A 20,259-nucleotide genomic window follows, 5' to 3' on the forward strand; every position below is an offset into this window, starting at 1 on the left:
TATGGAATTACTACAAACGCCATTTAACCCACGTCCTCGCGAACTTGATCCAGTTGAGGGTGTGAACTGGGGCAACCAAGCGTCACTGCGTCTAGTGTCGGGGCCAACCTATCAAAACATTGAACTGGTGACGAACATCACTAACCCCGCCGATATTGAGCGCGTCACGCTCAAGTTAAACGGGCGCGAAATCGTCAATGTTAACGGTCAAGACTTGGTGGACTTGCAGCAACACCGCAAAGAATACGTTGAAGCGGGCCGCTACGTGCTCAATTTCAATGATCTGTCAATGCGCACTAAGTTGGGCGTTCGCACGGGTGAGCTTGTCACGTTGCAGGGCGAAATCTGGTTTGTTTACATCCAGTTAAAAGCCAAGTCGGGCGAGGCTGCGCCGATGATTCGCGCGCGCGCTCACACCACGGCGGCGCAATCAACCCGCCTATTTTTGCCGCGCATCTACACCTTGACGTGGTTTGCAGCCGCCAGCGGTCGCACTCCGTTTGATTTTGCTGAGCGCTCGCCGTATCTGAGCCTCAAGCGTTTGCACTTCAAAGACGATTCGATTGAGCGTGTGCGCGTACTGCGTGACTCTCGCGAAGAAATCAATGTGTCAAAGTTGGATAACGCCTATGACCTCAAGCAAGCGGGCCGCGAACAAAATGAAGGGTTCTTTACCCTTGATTTCACGCGCTGCGGCTTTGGCAGTGAAGCCCGTTTGCCAACGGCGGCGCTTAATCAATTGGCGTTTGAGCTGGACAAAACCGAAGCGGGCAGCGTGTCGGTAGTGATTGAAGCGATTGAACAGGTGAGCATTCCAGCCACGCCGAAAGCATAAGGGGGCCGCTTATGGAGTGGTGGGACTCTGTTTTAGAAACGGGCGGCGAGCTTTGGGACTCGGCTTTAGAAACGGGCGAGGAGATTTTCAACGCCAAGGCCGAGCAGGAAGTGAAAAAGGCCGAATCCGATCCCGATGAGCAGCGCAAAAATAACAATGACTATCAGCAACCCAACGGCGAGCCCGTTACGCAGATTGTACCAACCTTGCCCGATATGAAGTGGGTGATGTATGGCGTGGGTGCGGTGCTTGTGGTGGTGCTGTTGGTCATGCTGGCGACGCGGAGTTAGACAATGCCGGTTTATCTTGGGTATGTGTTAGTAGGCAGCCTCGGCGCGTGGCTTGGCATTAAGGTAACGGGCGGCGTGAGCCGCTTGTTATCAGCGGGCGCGGTGGTGTTGGTGCTGTATCTGCTGTGGAAAAAGGGAGTGTTTAAATGATTGGTGGCGGTTTAACCAATTCGGGGTCAATGCCGATTTCAGCCAATGGCGGCCCCGCGACCAGTGGCAGCGATGGTGCCAGTGACGGCACGATGACCGTGGGCGGAATTAACATGGGCGGCGGTGGCGGCATTTCAACCAGCGTGATTGCGGTGGTGGTGCTGGCGCTGCTGGCGGGGTGGTATCTATGGAAGAAAAAGTAACCATTGAAACCCAATCGCGCGCGGCGCTCGGGCGGTTAAAACCCGCATTTCGTGCCTGTCCTGAGGCGTATAGCGAGCTGTGCAAAGCGGTGAAAGCGGGGCGCGTGTCGGTGTACCGATTGCAAAGCGATGCACACGATTTGACGGTCGCGGGCGAGCGTGACGGCGATGACTATTTTTTGTGGGGTGTGGCAGGTCGCGGGCTGGCCTCGGGCTTGGTGCAATTAAAACAACTGGTAAAAACGGCGGGGATGTCAAGTCTCAGCGCAGATACGGCGTTTGCGGGTGTGGCCCGCCTAGTGCGCGGCTTGGGCGTGACGGCAACGCATGAGCGGGATATGCGCGCGTTAAAGTGGGAGGTGTGCTAGATGGGCAGTTCTAAATCAAGTTCCAATACCAGTAGCAACACAAAAAACACCTCCGGCCAAAATGCGATTAGCGGCGATAACCTTGGGGTCGCGCTCTCGGGCGTGTCCGAATCCACGGTCAACGTCACGGCAACCGACCACGGCGCGGTGAATAGTGCGTTTGAATTTGGCGAAAATGCCTTTGATAGCGCGGCGAGCATTGCAAATGACGCGATTGACGCGAATAAGTATGTGACCTCGGAAGCGCTTAGTTTTGGCGAAAATGCGCTTGAGGACTCGCTTAATTTTGGCGAATCCGCGCTTGAGTCAATGGGTCAACTCTCGGGCGATGCAATCAAAACCCAAGCGGCGCAAAACAGCGAATCGCTGCAAATGCTCGCGGGGCTGTCTGGCTCGCAAGCTGAGCAAAACCGCGAAGCGCTGGATAAATTAACCGAACTCGCCACGCTCAAAACCGACGGCGGGCAAACGGACACAACGCAAAAAATGATGATTGTCATTGTGGTGATGATGATTGTCATGGGCGTTGTGATGGTGAAACGATGAATCTACAAATCAACGCAGGTCAAACCGTGCCTGTGAGCATTTCGGGCAATTGGCTCTACATCAAAGCCGCAAGTGCAGACATTGATATTGAAACCGAGAGCGGCGAGCGCGTCACGTTGTCACGTTCTAGCGTGTTTGATGTCGGTCGCGGTAATGCGCTCGGGCGGTTATTGATGTCGAGCGCGGTCGATAATGCGCTGGTTGTGCTATCGGGCTTTGGCAAATTTACCCCGCCGCTTGAAGGTCAACCCATTTCAATCGCGGCAGGTCAAACCGTGATTGTCGAGTCTATCCCCGCGATGGAAATCGCCAGCGGTCAATCAATGGCGGTCGAGTCTCTGCCAGCGGTGGAAATTGCCAGCGGTCAATCTGTCGCGGTTGAGTCTCTGCCAGCGGTGGAAATTGCCAGCGGTCAATCTTTGGCGGTGGAATCTCTGCCAGCGGTGGAAATTGCCAGCGGTCAATCTTTGGCGGTGGAATCTTTGCCAGCGGTCGAAATCGCCAGCGGTCAAACGGTCGCGGTAAAAGCCTCGGGCGTGGTAACAAGTCGCGCGGGGGAAGTGCCGCAAAGCGTGGCGCAAAATGCCAACCGCGCGCAGGTAGTGGTTAAAGCCAGCGCCGCGAATGCGGGCGCGGTACAAATCAACGGCGGTTTTGAGCTTGGCGCGGGCGAGTCGGTCACGCTGTCAACCTCGGCCGCATTGGAATTAACAGGCGCGGCGGGCGACCGTGTGAGCGTTATTGAGTTGGAGGGTTAACCGTGGAATTGACCTTAATTGCAGGGAATACGGACAACAAAGTCGATCAAATTCTTGAGTACCTAAAAAGTCAAGAAACGGGCGGCGAAACCACGCCCGAGCCAGAAACGGGCGCGGCTACCTTGCCGCGCGTGTGCTCGTTGCAAAATCCCCATTTTCAAACGGTGAATAACTTTGGAGAGTTGGGGCAGTGGACAAACTCGGGGATGGGTATGCCCGAGGGCGGCAACATTGGCAAAGACAACAAACACGGTCGCACGGATTCAGTACACGCGGCGGGCTGGATTCGCGAAATATCACCTTACATTGACATGTATGACGGTTTTTATGTGGGTGAGTCTGACGAACCAGCCGCAACCAACCCCGCCGCGCTAGGGATTGAAACGTATGACGTAACCGACTATGCGCTTTATCAAGTGGTGAAAGATGTGCGCTTTGAGAATGGTTTTGATGGGGTGAAATTCGGCGTTTTGTTGAATGCCAATAGCGCAGAAAGCGCGAGCGGTGGAGTGATTAAAGTGGGTTTTGGTATGGTCAAAGCCGATTTTGACGGCAACCGCATTTGTGAGCCAATTGACTCAACCGTAACTGAATTTCAAGTGCCAGAAACGGAGCCGGATTCGCCATTTTGGATTGAAAGCGGGGTGCTGTCAGTTCGTAAATTTATGAGCAGCTCAGAAGGTAATGAGGGTTTAGATCCTTTGGCGCGTGTTGTGGTCGTAGTGCAATTTATGGATTGCTCATGGTCGAAAGTGTATTCGGCGAAACTGTGCCCCGCCAATGGTGATGAGTCTATTGCCGAGGTGGTAACACTGAGTCTCAGTTCATCGGCGGATTTTTGCGGCGAGTGGGTGTATAACTCCGCGCCTGAGTCGCTCGGGGGTGATTTGTATCGTGTTGAGATTGGCCCGCATCCGTGCCCTTGGGGTGTGAATCATCACCTTGTTGCGGTGACAACCGACTCAAGCGCGGAGATTGTCGGTTTTCATTTTGATCATGTGGTTGTGAGTGCGCCGTCACTCAGTGGCAGCTTGTCGGTAATTTATGAATGGTCTGAAATGCCGATGGGTCTTGAAATTCACCGACATTGGGGCGGGCGTCAGGAATGATTACCGTGAAACGGGCGGCGCTGCTGGCGCTGGCCCTTATCACCATAGGGACACTAATTATGCAAACCAAACCGCGCGGTGTGCGCAACAATAACCCGCTCAATATTCGAGTGGGTAACAATTGGGACGGTGAAGCGGCGATCTCGCGCGATGCCGAATTTGAAACCTTTACCCATCACAAATACGGTTTTCGCGCGGCAGCGAAATTGCTGCGCAATTATCAGCGGCTCTACGGGCTGGATAACCTTACCGACATCATTCACCGCTTTGCGCCGCCAAACGAAAACCACACAACCAATTACATTGATTTTGTGGCAAGTCAAACGGGCGTAGGCGCGCAATCAACCATTGATTTGACCGATGACGCGCTATTAGCGCGAGTGCTTCACGCCATGTCAATCATGGAGGTGGGCCGCTATTACAGCGTTGATGATGCGTTGGCGGGAGTGCAATTGGCATGAATCCAGCGGTGAAACAAATTGCGGTGACAGTGATTGGCGCGGTGATTGCGGCAATCATCATTAAACAACTTCAAGATAAGGGGATTATCTAATGTTTACGTGGTTAAAACGTCGATTAAAAGAGCCGTCCACTAAAAAAGGCGTGGCGCTGGTTGGCGCGGGTTTGGCGCTGGCGGTGGGTCAGCCTCAGCTCATTACGGCAGCGGTGACGGAGAACGGCATAGAATGGGGCGGTTTGCTGGGTGCGATTGTGCCCGTAGTGCTCGGCGCGTGGGAAGTGGCGCGCGTTGAGCGTGGCGGGGGTGGTTATGATTGAAACCCCTCAAATTGTGCTCGCGCTCGTCTCGGGCGGCATTTCCAGCATTTGCACTGTGGTCGCGCTCAAAGTCGATATTAAATGGATGAAAGAAAAACTCGATTATCACGGCGAGTGGCTGCTTGAGTTAGAGCGCCGCACTAAGTAAGGAAATAATTCAATTCATTGACTATGATCAATTAGTTGAATAATCATCTTATGAGATGTGCAACATGCATTTAGAAAATTTGGTCATTGTCGTTTGTGTGCTTACCGTTGTGGTGTGGAGCTGGTTATTATTATACTAAGCGAGAGCACGTTATTTTTCCATCAAGCCCGCCAAGTGCGGGCTTTGTGTTTAACGGCGCGTTTTTTCTTTGGTCGGTATCCACGGCGCGGCGCTCATCCGGCGACCGCCACGAAACGGCAATAAAGTTGCCTTGGCGGGGGCGATTTTCGGCCAATCAATGTGCCCGTGTCGCTCAACTAACAGATAATACTCATCACGTTTGTGTACCCATTCCTCAAGCTCTTTGGGGGCAAATTGTCGGCCTGTGGGGGTGATAAAAATCGCCCGTTCTTCGTCAATGCGGAAACCTTGCCAGCGAATGTCATTGGGCAAATACCCAATCGCTTTGATGATAAGCAGCTTTTCTGCCATGGGGTTGATGGGGATTTCTTCATTGAGCCAGCGCTTCACGGTGACGGGGTTCACGTGGAAAAATTGCGCGCCCGCGCGAATTGAATCGAAGTTTTGCCAAAAAAGTGTCTTAAATGACGTTGTAAGCATAGTGATAGACCTCACAAAAATTACATCCATTTGATTGTTTTTTCCTATCAATTGCGCGCATTCCATTGTTAAAGCCGATGAGCAACACAAAGGACGACATTTTGCGACTTTGTGTATTGATAGGATTGGCAAAAAATAACGAAATCAACTGTCATAAAACAGTAATGAAATATTTTAACTAGCTGATTTTAATTGATTTATTTTGGTGAATTTTACAGAAAGGCGAAATGTTAAATTTATAATCAGCGGTGCGTATTATGTATCTTATGTTAAATAAATGAACTTCTGGTTCGAATAGTTGCACTGCTCTTTAGTGTATTTTGATTTATTACATCTACATCCGCTCTCTTACCTTCTGACGTTGCGAGCACACCAGAATTGACCATTTAATCATTAAACATAACCTATTTACCATAAAGTACGTAATATAGATATCATCCAAATAGTTTGATGATATCTATATTCGTTCACTGGTAGCCATTTTACTGAACTTTTATCTTTGTTTAAATATAAGCTAGTCGTCGCGTATATTAAACTTAACTATATTGTTTGTGATTCCGCGATCATCAGGGTCAATAAGCTCGCCATTGACAGCGTCTAGATTAAGTAACCGTAGCGCTTTATCGCTTAATGAATTAAACCTCGTTTTTGTGATGATGCCATTAAATGTTAATATAACATATACGTCATATAAGGTTTCGCCATTTGGTCCCACTATTTTTTGAAATGCTAAATTATATCCTGTCCTGCCGCTTGCACCATTTCCTCTTGATATTTTCAGTGATAACTCTGGATTAATGTTAACTTGCTCTGCAAGTCGATGAGTCGTATTTACATCAACATATGGCGTATCAATTACTTCTGCTTTAACATTACCTGGAAGTCCTTCTGGATTATCCCACACTTTTCCAACCATAACTCTTTTTACATAGTCGATAAAGCTTATGCGAAATGGCTCTGAAGCAAGTAAATCTTGGCTACCGATACGACGAAATCGGTAGTCATAATCTCCTTCTGAAAGATTTCGAATAGCAATGACTGTGTTATTTTCTGATTGACTTATAACCTCTACTTGATTTAATTCAATAAAGTTAATCTGGTTGTCGTTACCTACAATGGCAATTTCAGAGTTGTTTTTTACTTGGTCGAAATTTCTTAATGTAATTTCTATCCATCCATTGTCATTAGCAGAATCCCAAAATGTTTCAGTCAATAGATTATCGAAGTCACCCAGTTCAGGACGATAGCCATCTATGTTTAACACCATATTTTGGTATAGAAATTGTGGGGTTTCCTCACTATTGTCAGGTACATAAATATCACCAAGTGTGCCTGAAAGCTCGAGGCGAGCAAAATCATTTTGCTCTGTACTTTCATCATCTGGCGTATATGTAATGGGTATAATTATTGATTCAAGTGGTTGTAAAATTATTGGTAGGTTAAATTGTTCTATTGGAGCACTAAAACGTTGCATTTCACTTTGTACCAGTTGCAAAATCGTAATTTCCACATAACTGCTGCCTTGATTATATAACGTAATATCTTTTGTAACACTTGTTTTTCCAGCTTCACAACATTCAAGATCCTTGATTGATGCGTTGTAAAAATTATTATTGATGTTTATTTTTTGTTTGAGATCGGCGGTGCTTACTTGAAGTTGAGCTGCATGCTCGAATATTTGCAGATTAACATTGTAGCTAAATGATGCCTGATCGTAATCTGTAATTTTGGCGAAGCCCTGAAACTCTTTAGCTTCAGGCAGCACGATAGTACCTGTCAAACGGCCATCAAAATCATCATCAGTCAAAATTATTGGATTAGAATCTGGAGAATCTTGCGTATGAATTTCTGCGCTCAAACAAAAAGAGCTAAAGCCTTCGCTTCCTGTAGGAGGATTACATTCTATAGTAATATCAAAAGATTTTTCTACGTCTCGGTCAAAAGATAGTCCATCACAACCACCTTTGTCATTGTAAGTAGAGCCTGGTGTAAGACAAGCCTCTCCTAAATAGAGATCTCTTACGGCTTCTGGAATGGATTCTTTCTTGATGTAACCTGATATATTTGAATGAATAATTTTGAATTTTATTTCTTCTATTTTGTTTTCAAATTCCCATTCAGATAATACTGTCGACTGAGCATTAGCAAACGTAACCTGAATAATTGGGGATAGCACGTTTGCCGTTTTCCAAACGGTTATTAACTCACGCCATATAGGGATTGTATATTGGATTAATGTTTTAATTGCTTGTGTTTTAATACAAGTAATAGCACTACTTCCAATGTTATTCATTGTAAGTGCAACAACTTCTGCAGCCGCAGTACGAAATCGATTATTGTCTATAGCATCCTGTAACGTGCCGCTAACCAAAGCACTCTCGATTACATCTAAAACCATTAGTGCAACATCAGAGGATTTAGGACTAAATAGTGACTGGTAGCAAGAGGATTTTTCATTTAAACCAGAAAACGCTTTGAATGTCGGTACTGCCACATCATAAAAAAGTGTGTAGCCTGTAGCTTTATACATTCTGGCATAGTCATGAGGTAATACTCCATTTCGATCTATACCCATACCAATGGTTCGCACGTGAAAATCCTCCCCTTGGAGTTCTTTTGAATTAAAACGTAAAGCATTGCTTGAATTATCGAATTCAAATGTTTCTAAAATAGAACTATCCGCAGGGACTAAAATTTCATCAATGATATTCATACTATTTCTTTCATTACTTGCAATCAAATAAACCCAACGTCGACGTTTATTTTCAGCTTTTACAATTAACGTTCTATCTCGCTCAGAATAATTATTTTCTCCCATGATATTAATTGTAATACCACTTTCACTAAGGTTTTCTTGTCTTGGTTCTTGTGAAATGGCGTTGGCCGTCGCTTCGTTCCGCCCAGTATCTTGCTGGTAAAGTGCATTAGTAACGGCTAATAATGCATTCTGATATGGAACTGCTAATAATGAACTCAGATCGTCTTGCCAGTTTGCCGATGCAGAAATAGCCTCTTCAAAAGCTTTGACTTCATCAAGGTCATTTAACACAGCTAATACTCGCTCAGGATCGGAATCTAGCACCATCATAATATCTGGGAACATCAATATTAGCGTGTGGGCAGTCGTTTTGGCACCAATTGTCGTGGGAACTTCCCCGGTAAACAGAGATAACCACTGTGCTTGTTGATTTTCATCGACTGCATAGAGAAGCTGCGTAGTAGAAAACTCTGGTTTTTCTGACTGGAGGCGGTCTGATACTGCTATTTCACCAAATTCTGGCGAGTGTAACGCCGTTATGCTCGCACCATTTTGTGCGGGTTCGATGCGAATAAAATTGAGTGAGCCAATATCCTCATCGCTAAAAATCTGAAATGCAATAAGGTAATCAGTGCTTGCCCCATCATCATCTGTCACTTTTAGTCCAATCTCTACCACACGGGTTTGAGAGACAAGAGGCAAAGTGATAATCGCGTTTTCAATCGTGGTCGAAACAAATTCAACCGTTGGCCCCTGCGTTTGATACCATTCAAACCCTACTATTTCACCATCCATATCCTCTGCGGCTGCGGTAAACTCAACATCAATACCACCTACGGCCGGAGCGGCGAAACCAAAAACTTCCACGCTTGGTGAATAATTTGTGTCTACGAGAACAGGTTCATCATCTTGTATGCCCTCAAAACTGGCATCGCTGGTATCATCGTCATTACCGGAGCCTCCGCCGCCGCAGCCTAGAAGACTAAATACAAGTAGTAAGAGTATTGATTTTTTCAACGTACGCATGTGTCCCTCTGATACCGAGTCTATATTTAGCTATTTTCTTTCTCAGAGGTTAGTAAAGAGGGGCTTGAAATTAGTACTAAAAAAGCATGACTGATTAAGTAGTTTTAAAATTGATAAATTTAAATAAATCAATTAATTAATTAGATATTAAAAAGTAAAAAACTGCCATGTTCTAGCATGCCAGTTTTTTACTTTTTCTTTGGTTTAGCTTTAGATACGCTAAGCTTGTTTTTGTTCTGGTTGGATATGACCGTGACCTTCAGTTAAGTGAATAACCGAAAGTAAATCTTCGCCCGAAACATCAAATGCCTGGCCGAAACCCTTGACATAACGACCCATCACCGGATTCAAGCGATATAAATTGAAATCACCAAGTTGGCTTAAGTTGTCAATCATTTCACCTAAACGGTCACTCATTACCGCAATTGCGGCATTCCAATGTTCTGTACCGCGTTCGACTGCCTCGGCGTTAGTATCGAACGAAAGTCGCTTGCGCGCGAAAATTGAGCGCGCATCAGCTTCATCTTCGATCATCATGATAGAGACAGCTTTGTTGGTTTTTAAATTCTTCCCATGTGCCGCAATATCGGACACTAGAATGTAGTAGCCCTTTTCAGAAAAAGCGAACGGTGCATAACTGGTGTGAGGCTTACCTTGATCATCGTTTGTCGCCAGTTGCAGCGTTAAACGTGAATCACGAAATTCTTGAATTTCAGGCCCTAATCGGTTTTGTAATCGTTCTGCTTTGTCTTGCATTATGCCAACTCCTCTTTCATGGCTTTAAATAGAGCAACTTGCTCTGGGAATAACTGACGTTTCTTGTCGCGACCAAGGTAGACTTTAAATACACACTCTCCCTCGGCACTATAAAAACCAATATAGTGGCTTTCCATGCCTCTAAATGGCTTACTGACAAATGCGATATCCGAGATTAAATCTAGTCGCAAATGCCCGTGCATTTCACCTTCTCGCCCCATTAAGTTGTAGAACCCATGCGCTACCTTTCCTTTTGGGAAATTCGCTTTGAATTCAAATACGGAGCCGGCAGAAATGACAATACTGGTTACTTTTCCCCAACTCGGCAATGCTTCAAGAATAGTTTGTGCAATAGACCCTTTTACATGGGTGACCATAGTTGAAGGCAAAGCGAGCGTAATTTCCCCCTCTGTTAGATTCAAACTCTGAACCATATTCGTCACTGGGGTGTTTTCATCTTCCGCTAAGTAGTCTGCGACTTTTTGGCGAATCGTTTCAGTAATTTGGATAGTTTGCATGCTTGTGAACTCCTAAGCTGCTACGTCGGGGTTATTTGTTTTTGAAAAATCGGTATTTTTAGGTTGAGGATGGATTCCACTCACTGTTTCGATGAGTATTTGCGCCAGTGTTACGGACCAAAATTGCCCCGCCAATGTTAGCGAGAGATAATCCAAACCCTGCTCATTACGTTCAAGTATCGCCAGCCCATTTTGCTGCCATGCCTTAAATAACGGCGTCACTTGACTAAAAATATTCGTGCTTGTGGCGGCGTTTAATCGTTTTGCATGAAGAACACCAGCGTCGAACCCAGACTTAATAATAGAGGCTATTGGCTGATTACTGGGTGTAGGCATTAAAAACGTGACGGGATAAAGGTTTTGGTCGACCATCTTTATATACGTTTCCATATCTCGTACCTGCATCATTTGCCAACCCCCGAGATTGCCACCGGCTCCAGCGCCAAGAGGCATGACTTCAGCGCTGGTTTTTGCCAACGAGTTATAAAGACTTCGTTCACGGTTATCCGATGCCCAATGGTTTACGCTCAGTCGTTTTTGATGATGTTTGGCCATAAATTTCACCCCCATCTCAAACATACTGGCTTTAGTTGGTGTGTCCGCTGGCATGGGTAATTTCCCCTGCTCAACCATACGCGCCATTGGTAGCCCCTGCATTTCAATGAGTTGATATAAGTCGACACCTTGAGCACCACAAGACAAATAGTCTTCTAGGTCACGTTGCCAAACAGACAAATCTTGATATGGCAGTCCATAGAGCAAATCAATCACAATCGGCGCGGCATTGTATGAAGAAAGCTGCTGCAGACGTTCTAGCACAGGCTTTCTGTCATCCAAACGCTTTGCACTGCGGCGTACTTGTGTATCAAAACTCTGAACACCAAAGGAAAAACGATTTATCCCCGCATCTAATGCGCTAGAGAATTTTTCGTCACTAAAGCGATTCACGCGCCCTTCAAGCGTAATTTCACAATCCGGTGTTAGCGGAAAAGAGTCGCGTACAGCGGTTACAACTCGTGCAATCTGTTCTGGCGATAGATCCGTTGGCGTCCCGCCCCCAAAATAGACTGCGTGAAAGCGACCGCTTTTAACCCATGCACTGGTGGCTTTGAAGCGGATCTCTTTAATCAAGGCTTCGACATACTGCTCAATTAGATTACGACTTGATGCATATTGAAAAAAGTTACAGTAGGTGCAGCGAACACGACAAAACGGAATATGAATGTAGAGGCATCGTGTGTTTCTTGAAGGGTTTGAGTTGACGTAAATATCAGTCGTATTGTGAACTGTGTTCAACGTCGATTGAATTGCATCGGTATCAGAAATAGCACGACTCATCATGCCTGAACCACCTGCGTGAGCCCCCCGCTTTCGCTGAAATGCATAGCGAAGCGGATCTGGGGTGTGGCGACCTACAACATCCACATTGTCGAGATCAATAGATAGATCAAATTTCACGGGGTTACGACCTTGTTTCTTTGGCGAAGAATGCTCGCCCTAAATTTACTAACTAAAACAATACTATCGTGCGTAAGTGAAAATGCAACTAATAATTGATCTCATTTGTATTTAATGCATAATGGCGTTGGCAACACAGATTAGTCGTTTAAAGGAGCACCTGTGAACGCAGTAAGATATGTGGCATGTGGCGTTATTTCTTTCGCTCTTCACAGTTTGGCAATGTCTCAGCAAACCACATTTAATCATTCGTTTGAGTTACAAGATGCCCCTAACAGTCATAGCGTTTCGATTCGTCTCGTAGCGGCAGCAAAACCTGCAACAAAGCCGCCGACTGAACCAGAAGAAAGCATGCTAAAGAAGCCGCAGTCACAACCACTCAACGAGCCTACAGTCAAAAAAGTATCAGAATTGCCCAAAAAAGAGGTTAAAACATCACCTAAAAAAGTGGTTAAGTCAAAAATACCGCCTGAGACCAAAGCTGAGCCACAAAAACCTAAAATTGATAAAACCAAAGTCACCGCTCTTGAGCCTAAACCAACAATCGATACCACGAAATCAAAACCAATTGAGAAAAAAGTTGAAAACCAGCCCAAGCCGAACCCTGTAAAAACACCATCACAAGATGTTGAAGAGACCAATGATGATACCAAGGCTCAAATCTCAAACTCAGAGATTTCCACCCAAGCAAAGCCTGCGAAACCGGTTCTGGTTGAAAAGCCGAAATTCTTAGTTCGCCCACAAGCGCCTACGTATCCACGAGTAGCAAAACGCAAAGGAATGCAAGGTACTGTTCTTATAGAAGTTTGGCTCGACAAGCACGGCACTCAAGCTAAGCAACTTGTCCTTAAAAGCTCAGGATTTGACGTATTAGACACGGCCGCGTTAACCGCAGTAAAAAAATGGCGTTTTAGCGCTCACCGAGTCAATGGCATTGCCACACAACATCGGGTCCGTATCCCGGTAAGATTTAATTTGGATTAATTATGTTCAACCTAGAATTTATTTCGACTATTCACGCACAGCTTGGCCTTATGACGTGGCCATTAACATTACTCTCTTTATTAATGGTGATGATCATCGTCGAGCGTTTAATTTACGCCATGCTGCACAGTAAAACGGGTAGCACACCATTGCAGAAGCAACTTTATGCGCTAGAGCTTAATGACGACACTGCGCTTGAACAATTTGTCACGAGTCATCAAAACAGTAAACGTACTTTAACTCAGGGTCTCTGTATGCTCATCGGGCATCGACAATTCACCAAGGGGTTACGTGAGGAAGCGGTTAGTATTTGGCTGCATAAAAAACGTCGACATTATACCGCTGGATTGAAACTGCTTAATATTATTGGTGTGCTTAGCCCGCTCCTTGGTTTACTTGGCACCGTGCTAGGGCTTATTGAGATGTTCAAAGGGTTGTCAAATGCTCAAGGCAGCATTTCACCTGCGGATCTGGCTGATGGTCTTGGGCTTGCAATGGCTACAACAGCGGCGGGTTTGCTTATCGCCGTGCCAGCGATTGCATCAGCGCAGCTTTTTAGCCTGTGGGCCGACCGTACATTAGCGCGCATCGAATACGTACTGAATCATTTTAATTTGCACCTCGCGGGTGTTTCCTTTCACGATAAAGAGTTTCGCTGTAAGCAAGTGTGTGAAAATGAATGCGCGCAATCGCAATCGTCAAATAAGACCATCGCGTCGGTGGGTGAAGCGGCATGATAACCTCACAACCTTCACGAGATAGCGATGGCTTTATGCCTGACTTAACACCCTTGCTCGATATAATTTTTATCGTGATGGTGTTTTTGCTACTCACTGCCAATATTCACATCGATACGATGAACGTTGATATTCCCAAAACCGACGATTCATCGGTACTTTCCAGCCCCAAAGAAGCGGTGATTGCGCTTTCTATTTTGAATGATGTTGACACACCATGGGGCATGGACGGTCAGCGTTTCAGTGATTGGAATGAATTTTCTACGACATTTTTAGCTAAAGTGAAGCGGGAGCCTCGTATGCCAGTCGTTATTGCCGCCGATAAACGCGCTAACGTCGAGAATATGCTCAAATTACTCGCGCTTATGCAAAGTAATCAAATCAATGCCACCAATATCGTAATGGAAGAACAATGAAATTGACGTCTTTATATCGCCCTATTCTCTTAACCACTGCGTTAGCGAGCAGTTTTTTTAGCATGGCAAATGAGTCACCCGCTCGAATTATTAGCGCGGGTTCAACGGTGACGGAATTACTTTTCGCTTTGGGCGCAAAAGAGAGTGTTGTTGCGGTTGATTTAACCAGTCGTCATTATTTACCAAAGGATGGCGTTGATACATTGGCTGGCAATGACCCATTAGCAAAACAAAGTGCAGCGCAATCCAATCTTACGATTCCGGTACTTGGCTACCACCGTCAATTAGCGGCAGAAGGTCTACTCGCCTTAAGTCCGACCCATCTAATTGGTTCACCAGACATGGCGCCTGATACCACACTCAATTTGTTGCGTTCTGCCGGTGTCGAAGTCACTATGCTGCCCAGTGGCAATACGGTGTCAGATTTTGAAAAACGAGTTGACGCATTAGCCAATTTAACCGGTAAGCAGCAAGAAGGTGCGCAAATCAAAGCTTCGGTAACCACGCAGATGCAAGCGCTTGCCGAAAATACGCCGATAAAAAAACCAAAAGTGCTGTTTGTTATGATGTCCGATGGGCGTCCAATTACCGTGGCCGGTGATCAAACGACCGTCAGTACCGTGATCGAATTGGCAGGCGGCATCAATCCCGCGGCAAAACATACAACAAGTTATAAACCGCTTTCTGTCGAGTCTATTGTTGAAATGCAGCCCGATTTTATTTTGGTTTCTGATAGAACGTTAGACCAAAATGAAGGCTTTGACGGCGTGTTAAAACAACACCCACTTCTTGCAGCAACACCCGCTGTAAAAAATGGCCGTGTGATTGCCATTTCGGGCTACGCCATTGTCGGTGGCTTTGGTCTTGCCAGTCTTGAACTCGCACATTCATTAAATGATCAATTTAACGTAGTGAATTGATTTATGATGAACGATATTGCAGCGCGCAAAATCAAGCCCAGCTTACTGATTCTGAGTTCGTTTATCTTACTCTATTTGACCTTGGTGAGCTCCATTACGATTGGTCCGATGAATATTAGTTTTTGGGACAGCTTAAAAGCGCTTATCCCCAATACAAGTGATTTGCCTGATTATGTGGCGGTTATTATTCAGGAGGTACGATTACCACGTACTTTGCTCGCGATTGCAATTGGCGGCATTTTAGCGATTTGTGGCACGGTAATGCAGGGCCTTTTTCGTAACCCGCTGGCAGATCCAGGTATTATTGGGGTTTCTGCGGGTGCCTCATTAGGTGCGGCGATCGCCATCGTGCTATTTGGCGGAGTTATTGGGCACAGTGCTTTTTTAGTTTTTGGCACCGTTCCGGTATTTGCGTTTATCGGGGGCGCATTAGCCACGTTCGCTATCTACTATTTAGGCACCAGCTCCAATGGGACTTCGGTGACTATCATGCTCCTTGCGGGGGTTGCACTCGGTGCGATAGCTGGCGCGGGGCTTGGGTTACTGAACTACTTTGCCGATGATCAAGCGCTGCGTGACTTATCGCTCTGGACGATGGGATCGCTTGCAGGTGCTTCTTGGAGCGCGTTGATTTTGGCTTATATAACATTAGCCATCTTGGCCGCTGCATTTTATTACTACGCAAAACCGCTTAATGCACTTTTGCTTGGTGAGTCAGAAGCTCGTCATTTGGGGATAAACGTTCAAGCACTCAAACGGAACTTAATTCTGCTTACTGCTGCCGGCGTTGGCGTCACCGTTGCGCTGTCAGGCATGATAGGATTTATCGGCTTAGTTGTGCCCCACATTGGACGAATGTTAATTGGACCCGACCACAAAAGCTTAATCCCCGTTTCTTTATTGCTTGGTGCCTTTGTTTTGCTGCTGTCAGATATGATTTCGCGCACGATCGTCGCACCACTTGAGATTCCGGTCGGGATCATTACTGCCGCGCTTGGCGCTCCTTTCTTTTTAGCTTTGTTATTAAAACAACGAGGTCGTTTAGCATAATGGCAATTTCAATCCAACATGCGAATTTAAAGCTTGGACACAAAACACTACTAGACGACTTTAGTGCTCATTTTGACACGGGCGCATTAACCGTCATTTTAGGCCCTAACGGTACGGGTAAGAGCAGTCTGCTGAAAGTGTTAACGCAAGAGTTACACTGTGACGCTGCGCTGTGTTTTTACGGTCAACCTGTTAATCAATGGTCAAAACAAGAACTGGCGAAATCGGTAGGTATTTTGCCTCAATCCAGCTCTCTCTCTTTTGCCTTTACGGTTCGTGAAGTCGTGGAGTTGGGGGGCTTAAGCCTTAGCGCTTCTCAAGTACAACTCAGCGCTATTGCGGATGAACAGATGAAATTAACGGAAGTACTTCACTTAGCATCACGGTTATACCCCAGTCTTTCTGGTGGAGAAAAGCAACGCGTCCACTTGGCTCGAGTATTAACTCAGATAGCACAATCGCCAAGAAGCAAAATAGTTATGCTTGATGAGCCGACATCAGCGCTTGATATTGGTCATCAACACAATACATTAAAGTTAGCAAAAACAATGGCCGAACAAGGCGCAGCGGTCATTGCTGTGCTTCATGATCTTAATCTTGCGGCGCAGTATGCTGATAGGGTCATTATGATGGATCAAGGAAAAATTGTTGCTGACGGAACGCCAGCGAAGGCTCTTACCGAAGCTAAAATCGCCGAAGTCTACCAGTGGCGCCCTACCGTTTCGACGCATCCTGTCCATGGTCACCCGGTTATCATGGCATGATTGGGATAGATTTGGAATTGGCTACAAAAAAGTAAAAAGGAGCGTCAGCTCCTTTCTATACCCAAGTAACCTCAAGATGCATGGGTATATTTTAAGTCATCAGCAATTCGAATAAGTATCAACCGCCAGCAAGTTTCACTGTATGCCCTTTGCTTTCCAAAAGGGTCTTTAACTTATCGCGAACGTCACCTTGGATTTCAATGGTACCGTCTTTCACAGCGCCACCGCAGCCACACTGTTTTTTCAATTCAGCGGCTAACAATTTTAACGCATTATCTTCCAGATCCAGTCCAGTAATGACACAAACCCCTTTGCCTTTGCGGCTTTTAGTTTGTTTTTGAATACGAACGATACCGTCTCCTTTTGGACGGACGATTTTTTCTTCTTCTGGTTTAATTCGGCCAGTTTCTGTTGAGTAAACAAGAGTCATAATAAAAATTCTTTACTTTGGATAAGCTCGATAAGGTTACAAGGTCACTTTATGTGTTACTGCATTTGAGCACGTTTTCGAGCCATTAAGTGAGCATCAATATGGCGTTGAATGGCGGTTTTTGACCCTTTCAACAATTTACCGTTAAAAAAACAGTACCAGCCATTGGGCTCGCCACTGTCATTTTTTATCCAAAATCCGTGGTGATTTTCCGAGTGCGAAGACCCTTTTGACGTCATATTGCGCTCAAGTGATGCGAACTTTTGTGGGTCCACAATTGACGCTGTATCACAAAACCAGTCAATGCTCTTTTTCACCGCAGCAAGATTGCCACGTAAAACGTGATTTTTGATTTTCACCTGCCACATATTAGGGTCGTTGGGTAGCGTCTGAAGGTCAAATCCGCGATAGTGAGAATGTGCCATAACGTGTTTTCTGCCATTGCTTTGTCATTATTACTAATCACAATAGTGATAAGGCTTACTGTGATTAGTTTTAATCATAATTGTATTCATAGGGTTATCAAGCACAATATGTAACAAATCCACTCTGAGTGTGGGTTTTCTATACTCTACATGAACCTTCGCACAATTTAATGGCATCAGAGAGGCTGCTGCCCTCTGTTTTTAGACTTTGCTATAGTGCGCGCCCAATACAATCTGCGAGAAATTCATGAAACTTATCCCCATGATTTTGCAACATCTTGGGAAACATTGAGATTGGCGTCATTCCAGGAAATGTATTGATCTCATTGAGAAAAATTTCATCATTTTCTGTTAAAAAGAAGTCAATACGCGATAGGTGTTTTAGCCGCATCTGACGAAATGCTTTCGCCGCATAATGCTGAATTTGATTGACTTGCTCTTCAGTGAGATTTTTCGCTTCAATTTCGGTTGTTGAGTGGCTTGCCGCACTGTATTTTTCATCATAACTGTAAAAGGTGCCGTTTGGTGCAATCACTTCTCCAGGCTTAGTAATGTGCAGTTGCCCGCCCATTTCATAAGCCGCCACTTCAAGCTCTCGCGGTTTTACAGCACGTTCTACTAACACTTGATCAGAGTAGCCAAACGCTTGGGTGATCGCTTGCGCAAGCTCTTCTATTTTCTCTACTTTATAGCAACCGACGGATGAACCTTGACTAGCGGCTTTAACAAAAACAGTCCCCCACTTTTCAAATGCAGCGCTCGCCGCCTCGATAGAAGAAGGCGTATTGTCAGTCAAAAAGACATACGGCGTGTTGGGAATTTGTAGCGCGTCGTACCACAATTTTGACGTAATTTTATTAAAGCTATTAATACTTGCTTCGGCGCCACAGCCCAAATAAGGGATTTTTGCCATCTCAAATAGCGATTGAATGTCACCAGTTTCTCCCGGAAATCCGTGGATGCATGGCACGATAAAATCAATGGCGATAGGTGCGTCTAAACCACATAGTGACTTTTCATGCATATCCAAATAGACATTTTCGCCTGAGACAGCAACCCAGCCATTGACGGTAATTTCAACTCGAATCACCTGAGTCCAAGGGATCATCTTGAGCTGCTGCTCAACATAATTGGCTGACAGCAACGAAATATCGTGTTCCGAAGAACCACCGCCGCAAAGCAATAAAATTGTTTTTGATGATTTTGGGAACAAGGTTGCAAGAGAGGCTGACGACAAAGGTTGAGACATGATGATTTTTCCGAAAGGTGTACCACTTACACCATGATAATGTTTCTACTGCGTAGGTACAGCATTTTAGAGGACTCAGGTTTCAGTTGTTCAAACAACAAACAAATGAAGCCGGAAAACAGGCATTTTCATCGAGACTTCACGCTCGGAAAATATTGTTCCAGCTTCATTTTCATAAAATCGAGTAAGATTTCAATTTAACTTATTGAAGTTTATCAAGTGTTGGATATGGCGAATTTTTGATCGCGTCCAAGCTTTTCACAAATGGTTTCAACGCACGAATATCAGCAGGCAATGTTGCGATCGCTTTCTTCGCTTCGGTCGTGGTGGCGTAGTCACCGTATAAAATGGTGTACCACTTAGTGCCATTGACCTCTTTATAATTGGACCAGACGGGTTGCGCTGTGCGAGGTAAACGAGTCGCAAATGGCGCCACTTTTGCCGCATTACCCAAAGCAACCACTTGAATCGTATAGCCAAATCGTTGTACTTGCTCTTGTTGGGCCGTCGTTGGCGGCGTTAAATCAACCACGGTTTCATTTGTTGCCGGTGTCAATTGAACGACATTGGTCTCTTTTACTTCGACTTGTTCAACGACCACTGCCGGTGTTGCTGTCACAACGACGTTTTGTTCAACCACGTCATCAACGATAAGTGGCTCTACGACTGGCGCGGCTTCAAATTCTTCGCGGAAGCTCTGACTGCTCACATCGGTTGTGTATTGCGCAGAGCTACACGCTCCAAGTAACAAAGTAAAACTAATTATGGCGGTCTTTTTCATTGGGATTAAATTTCGTGAGTTAAACTGTCTAAATCATGCCGATAGAGTTGCATAGAATCAAGGTTATAGCGCGAATAATCTCATTTAAGGTGTGATTTATGACACAAACTAATCAAAGGTTAAGAGAGATGAGTAAAGGCTGACCAATTTCAAGCGCACATTAGGTCAAAATATCGCTATGA

At 45.6% G+C, this 20,259-nt stretch carries 26 protein-coding genes; 17 read left to right on the top strand and 9 right to left on the bottom strand.

Translation table 11 applies throughout. The features are described 5' to 3' along the window. Position 1: 1 nt before the first annotated feature. From HGP28_RS10685 to HGP28_RS10735, 11 genes are all read left to right on the top strand, one after another. Positions 2-835: a major capsid protein P2 gene (locus tag HGP28_RS10685; protein WP_168836450.1), complete on the top strand. Its 834-nt coding sequence runs from the start codon at positions 2-4 to the stop codon at positions 833-835. A gap of 11 nt (positions 836-846) precedes the next feature. Further along, complete coding sequence (locus tag HGP28_RS10690; protein ID WP_168836451.1) at positions 847-1,125, top strand: hypothetical protein; 279 nt, start codon at positions 847-849, stop codon at positions 1,123-1,125. Between the two features lie 3 nt (positions 1,126-1,128). Continuing rightward, a complete protein-coding gene (locus HGP28_RS10695) occupies positions 1,129-1,275 on the top strand; it encodes a hypothetical protein (RefSeq protein ID WP_168836452.1) in 147 nt (48 codons plus the stop codon). After that, positions 1,272-1,478 (top strand): hypothetical protein, encoded by a 207-nt coding sequence (locus HGP28_RS10700; protein ID WP_168836453.1) that lies wholly within the window; start codon positions 1,272-1,274, stop codon positions 1,476-1,478. Before HGP28_RS10695 ends, HGP28_RS10700 begins: the two co-directional genes overlap by 4 nt. Then, positions 1,463-1,846, top strand: a complete 384-nt coding sequence (locus HGP28_RS10705; protein ID WP_168836454.1) for a DNAase — start codon at positions 1,463-1,465, stop codon at positions 1,844-1,846. The genes HGP28_RS10700 and HGP28_RS10705 overlap by 16 nt, the downstream gene beginning before the upstream one ends. Next, positions 1,847-2,392, top strand: coding sequence for a chemotaxis protein (locus HGP28_RS10710; protein ID WP_168836455.1), 546 nt, complete (start codon positions 1,847-1,849; stop codon positions 2,390-2,392). Continuing rightward, complete coding sequence (locus HGP28_RS10715; RefSeq protein ID WP_168836456.1) at positions 2,389-3,150, top strand: hypothetical protein; 762 nt, start codon at positions 2,389-2,391, stop codon at positions 3,148-3,150. The genes HGP28_RS10710 and HGP28_RS10715 overlap by 4 nt, the downstream gene beginning before the upstream one ends. A gap of 2 nt (positions 3,151-3,152) precedes the next feature. Next, positions 3,153-4,259: a hypothetical protein gene (locus tag HGP28_RS10720; RefSeq protein ID WP_168836457.1), complete on the top strand. Its 1,107-nt coding sequence runs from the start codon at positions 3,153-3,155 to the stop codon at positions 4,257-4,259. Next, positions 4,256-4,720: a structural protein gene (locus HGP28_RS10725; protein WP_439333852.1), complete on the top strand. Its 465-nt coding sequence runs from the start codon at positions 4,256-4,258 to the stop codon at positions 4,718-4,720. Before HGP28_RS10720 ends, HGP28_RS10725 begins: the two co-directional genes overlap by 4 nt. Positions 4,721-4,811: 91 nt before the next feature. Further along, positions 4,812-5,036 carry a hypothetical protein gene (locus tag HGP28_RS10730; RefSeq protein WP_168836458.1) on the top strand — a complete coding sequence of 75 codons (225 nt, stop codon included), beginning with the start codon at positions 4,812-4,814 and terminating at the stop codon, positions 5,034-5,036. Beyond that, positions 5,029-5,184: a hypothetical protein gene (locus HGP28_RS10735; RefSeq protein ID WP_168836459.1), complete on the top strand. Its 156-nt coding sequence runs from the start codon at positions 5,029-5,031 to the stop codon at positions 5,182-5,184. The genes HGP28_RS10730 and HGP28_RS10735 overlap by 8 nt, the downstream gene beginning before the upstream one ends. A 189-nt stretch (positions 5,185-5,373) precedes the next feature. On the opposite strand, the gene HGP28_RS10740 is transcribed toward HGP28_RS10735, so the two are convergent. The 5 genes from HGP28_RS10740 to hutW form a co-directional block, all read right to left on the bottom strand. Continuing rightward, positions 5,374-5,805: a phage protein gene (locus tag HGP28_RS10740; protein ID WP_168836460.1), complete on the bottom strand. Its 432-nt coding sequence runs from the start codon at positions 5,803-5,805 to the stop codon at positions 5,374-5,376. Between the two features lie 514 nt (positions 5,806-6,319). Further along, positions 6,320-9,589 (bottom strand): hypothetical protein, encoded by a 3,270-nt coding sequence (locus tag HGP28_RS10745; protein WP_168836461.1) that lies wholly within the window; start codon positions 9,587-9,589, stop codon positions 6,320-6,322. A gap of 219 nt (positions 9,590-9,808) precedes the next feature. Next, a complete protein-coding gene (gene hutZ, locus HGP28_RS10750; protein ID WP_168836462.1) occupies positions 9,809-10,345 on the bottom strand; it encodes a heme utilization protein HutZ in 537 nt (178 codons plus the stop codon). Further along, complete coding sequence (gene hutX / locus HGP28_RS10755) at positions 10,345-10,863, bottom strand: heme utilization cystosolic carrier protein HutX (RefSeq protein WP_168836463.1); 519 nt, start codon at positions 10,861-10,863, stop codon at positions 10,345-10,347. Before hutX ends, hutZ begins: the two co-directional genes overlap by 1 nt. A 12-nt stretch (positions 10,864-10,875) precedes the next feature. Further along, positions 10,876-12,321 (bottom strand): heme anaerobic degradation radical SAM methyltransferase ChuW/HutW, encoded by a 1,446-nt coding sequence (gene hutW, locus HGP28_RS10760; protein WP_343033863.1) that lies wholly within the window; start codon positions 12,319-12,321, stop codon positions 10,876-10,878. 162 nt (positions 12,322-12,483) lie between these two features. Between hutW and HGP28_RS10765 the strand changes: the two genes are divergently transcribed. From HGP28_RS10765 to HGP28_RS10790, 6 genes are read left to right on the top strand one after another with little or no spacing between them, the layout of a single operon-like run. Beyond that, positions 12,484-13,305 (top strand): TonB family protein, encoded by an 822-nt coding sequence (locus HGP28_RS10765; protein WP_168836464.1) that lies wholly within the window; start codon positions 12,484-12,486, stop codon positions 13,303-13,305. Between the two features lie 2 nt (positions 13,306-13,307). Next, entirely contained in the window at positions 13,308-14,042 is a 735-nt protein-coding gene (locus HGP28_RS10770; RefSeq protein WP_168836465.1) for a MotA/TolQ/ExbB proton channel family protein, read from the top strand. After that, positions 14,039-14,458 carry an ExbD/TolR family protein gene (locus HGP28_RS10775; protein WP_168836466.1) on the top strand — a complete coding sequence of 140 codons (420 nt, stop codon included), beginning with the start codon at positions 14,039-14,041 and terminating at the stop codon, positions 14,456-14,458. The genes HGP28_RS10770 and HGP28_RS10775 overlap by 4 nt, the downstream gene beginning before the upstream one ends. Next, positions 14,455-15,378 (top strand): heme/hemin ABC transporter substrate-binding protein, encoded by a 924-nt coding sequence (locus HGP28_RS10780; RefSeq protein ID WP_168836467.1) that lies wholly within the window; start codon positions 14,455-14,457, stop codon positions 15,376-15,378. The genes HGP28_RS10775 and HGP28_RS10780 overlap by 4 nt, the downstream gene beginning before the upstream one ends. Positions 15,379-15,384: 6 nt before the next feature. Further along, the gene (locus HGP28_RS10785) at positions 15,385-16,428 is read left to right on the top strand and encodes a FecCD family ABC transporter permease (RefSeq protein ID WP_168836551.1); all 1,044 of its coding nucleotides are present in this window, start codon (positions 15,385-15,387) and stop codon (positions 16,426-16,428) included. After that, entirely contained in the window at positions 16,428-17,192 is a 765-nt protein-coding gene (locus HGP28_RS10790) for a heme ABC transporter ATP-binding protein (protein WP_168836468.1), read from the top strand. Before HGP28_RS10785 ends, HGP28_RS10790 begins: the two co-directional genes overlap by 1 nt. Before the next feature lie 118 nt (positions 17,193-17,310). Here the strand turns inward: HGP28_RS10790 and yciH are convergent, their stop codons facing one another. The 4 genes from yciH to HGP28_RS10810 all read right to left on the bottom strand — a co-directional run bounded on the left by yciH (position 17,311) and on the right by HGP28_RS10810 (position 20,077). After that, entirely contained in the window at positions 17,311-17,622 is a 312-nt protein-coding gene (yciH, locus tag HGP28_RS10795; RefSeq protein ID WP_168836469.1) for a stress response translation initiation inhibitor YciH, read from the bottom strand. A gap of 56 nt (positions 17,623-17,678) precedes the next feature. Further along, positions 17,679-18,047 (bottom strand): DUF3319 domain-containing protein, encoded by a 369-nt coding sequence (locus tag HGP28_RS10800; RefSeq protein WP_168836470.1) that lies wholly within the window; start codon positions 18,045-18,047, stop codon positions 17,679-17,681. 211 nt (positions 18,048-18,258) lie between these two features. Further along, positions 18,259-19,296: a D-alanine--D-alanine ligase gene (locus tag HGP28_RS10805; RefSeq protein WP_168836471.1), complete on the bottom strand. Its 1,038-nt coding sequence runs from the start codon at positions 19,294-19,296 to the stop codon at positions 18,259-18,261. 202 nt (positions 19,297-19,498) lie between these two features. Beyond that, entirely contained in the window at positions 19,499-20,077 is a 579-nt protein-coding gene (locus HGP28_RS10810; RefSeq protein ID WP_168836472.1) for an SPOR domain-containing protein, read from the bottom strand. Positions 20,078-20,259: the final 182 nt, after the last annotated feature.

It is taken from the genome of Vibrio agarilyticus (assembly GCF_012641465.1).
GTDB lineage: Bacteria > Pseudomonadota > Gammaproteobacteria > Enterobacterales > Vibrionaceae > Vibrio > Vibrio agarilyticus.